Raw genomic sequence first — 2,371 nt, forward strand, 5'->3', positions numbered from 1 at the left:
GTCCTGCACGGCCTGCATGGCGAGGACGGGGCGGTGCAAGGCCTGGCCGAAGTGGCGCGCGTGCCGCTCGTCGGCTGCGGCATCCTGGGTTCGGCCACTGCGCTGGACAAGGATATCGCCAAGCGGCTTCTGAAGGCGGCGGGGGTGCCTGTCGCGCGCTCGGTGACAATCCACGAGGGAGCGGCGCCTTCCCTCGCCGTTCTCGAGGACCAGCTTGGCCTGCCACTGTTCATCAAGCCGGCGCGCCAAGGCTCGTCGGTCGGCGTCGCAAAGGTCAACGCCAGCCAGGAATTCGATCGAGCGCTCGCGGAAGCCTTCCAGCACGATCGCAAGCTGCTGGCGGAGGAATTCGTTCGGGGCCGCGAGATCGAATACAGCGTGCTGGAGGATCCCGCGGGCGAACTCTTCGTCTCGCGGCCGGGCGAGATCGTGCCCGCGGAAAGTCACGGATTCTACAACTACAATGCCAAGTACATCGACGAAAACGGCGCGGCATTGATCGTGCCGGCGGAACTGCCGCCGGAGGTCGAGCAAGGCATGCGCGACATGGCCGCAAGGGCCTTCAGAGCCGTCGGTTGCGACGGCATGGCGCGTGTCGACTTTTTCCTGATGCCGGACATGACGTTCCTGGTCAACGAGCTCAACACCATTCCTGGCTTCACCAACATCAGCATGTACGCCAAGGCAATGGCGGCAAGCGGCGTCAGCTATCCGGAGGTCATCGACCGGCTGGTGGCGCATGGGCTGGCCCGCGCCGCGCGATCGGCCTGAAGGACGGATGAAAAAAGAGCGGCCCGAGAGCCGTTCTTTTCACTGATCACTAAAGCACGCCACGTTGAAACCGCCTCACGCGAGGCGCTCTGATCATATTTCGTCGGTCGGCGCCGCCCCTCATTGCCCTGCCGGGCATTTCTCCCCGTATAGTGACGGGGAGAAAGACGCTGTCATCGATGGTTTCGCCAATCTCCAGCGTTGCAGGAAAGGCGCCAAGGTCGCGGCCATCCCCTTCTCCCCGTCACTATACGGGGAGAAGGTGCCGGCAGGCGGATGAGGGGCGGCGCGACGTTTCTAATGTTGCCAATAGCGCTTTTCAGACCAGCCTACTTCGCGTTCGGGTTCGGCATCCAGGCCGGCATCGCGACATCGGCATGGGCGAACTGCGGCAGCTTGGCCGACAGATCCTCCATGTTCTTGATGTCCTTGTCGACGAGCTCTTTCTGCGTGATCAGCGTCGGCGGCACGATGACGTTGTGACCGGGATCCTCGCCGGCGAGCAACTGCGCCAGCGCGCGCACCGAAACCTGGCCGACGACGGCCGGGTTGGTGGCGGCCGTCGCTGCCCAGGCGCTGTCCGGCTCACGCATCGCGGCAATGTCGGAGGTCGAGATGTCGGCCGAATAGATCTTGATGCCCTTGTTGAGGCCCGCCTCGTCGACGGCGATCTTCACGCCCTTGGCGAACTCGTCATAGGGCGCGAACATCACCTTGATGTCGGGATGCGCCTGCAGCACCGAGCGCGCCTGGTTGGCGACGGAGTTGGCGATCGGGTTGTCGAGCGTGCCGAACATGGCGACCTCGCTGATGCCCGAATGCTTCTTCTTCACGTCGACCCAGGTCTCGTTGCGGCGGTCGAGCGGCGCGATGCCGGCGACATAGACATAGCCGGCCTTCCAGCTATCGCCATTGTCCGTGACCGCCTGCTCGAGCGCGAGGCGGGCGAGGTCACGGTCGGACTGCTCGATCTGTGGGATCTTCGGGTTCTCGACATTGACGTCGAAGGCGACGACCTTGATGCCGGCGTCGACCGCGCGCTGGGCGGCGTCCTTCATGGATTCCGTCAGGCCGTGCTGGATGATGATGCCTTGCACGCCGAGCGCGATCGCCTGATCGACCATGTCGGCCTGGAGGGCCGCGTCCTGGCGGCTGTCCAGCACGCGCAGGTCGACGCCGAGCGCCTTGGCCTGCGCCTCGACGCCGGAGAGATAGGCCTGGAAGAAGTCACCGGTCGAAAGGTACCGCACCAGCGCGATCTTGACGCCCGGCTTGTCGAACGGTGCCGGGCGGTCCGCCGCCAGTGCCGTACCCTGCATCAGCAGCGCCGCGCCCGCGAGGCCGAGAGCGGCCTTCCCCAAAAGTCTTCTTGTGATGCTCACGTCGATTTCCTCCGTTGTTTATGCCCCGGTCGAAACTATCTCTTGCCCCTGCCGGAAAGGGCGAAGGTGAAGACAAGGGCGACGACGAGAACCGCGCCCTTGACGAAATCCTGCGTGTAATAAGGGGCGTTCATCATCGTCAGGCCTTGCAGCAGGACGCCGACGAACACCGCCCCGACGGCCGTGCCGAAGGCGTTGGGCTTGGCGGCGCCGAGCAC

General features: G+C 64.7%; 2 protein-coding genes and 1 pseudogene. 1 reads left to right on the top strand and 2 read right to left on the bottom strand.

Going from position 1 to position 2,371, the window contains the following annotated elements; translation table 11 throughout:
* On the top strand, positions 1 to 771 hold a 771-nt coding region (locus EOA38_RS33860), incomplete at its 5' end, for a D-alanine--D-alanine ligase family protein (RefSeq protein ID WP_145966207.1).
* A 329-nt stretch (positions 772 to 1,100) separates the two neighbouring features.
* On the opposite strand, the gene EOA38_RS33870 is transcribed toward EOA38_RS33860, so the two are convergent.
* Together EOA38_RS33870 and EOA38_RS33875 are read right to left on the bottom strand one after the other, a co-directional pair.
* A complete protein-coding gene (locus EOA38_RS33870; protein WP_126101591.1) occupies positions 1,101 to 2,153 on the bottom strand; it encodes a substrate-binding domain-containing protein in 1,053 nt (350 codons plus the stop codon).
* Positions 2,154 to 2,188: 35 nt separating this feature from the next.
* Positions 2,189 to 2,371, bottom strand: a pseudogene (locus EOA38_RS33875) (ABC transporter permease); the annotation flags it as partial.

The sequence above is a fragment of the Mesorhizobium sp. M1E.F.Ca.ET.041.01.1.1 genome (genome assembly GCF_003997355.1).
Lineage (GTDB): Bacteria > Pseudomonadota > Alphaproteobacteria > Rhizobiales > Rhizobiaceae > Mesorhizobium.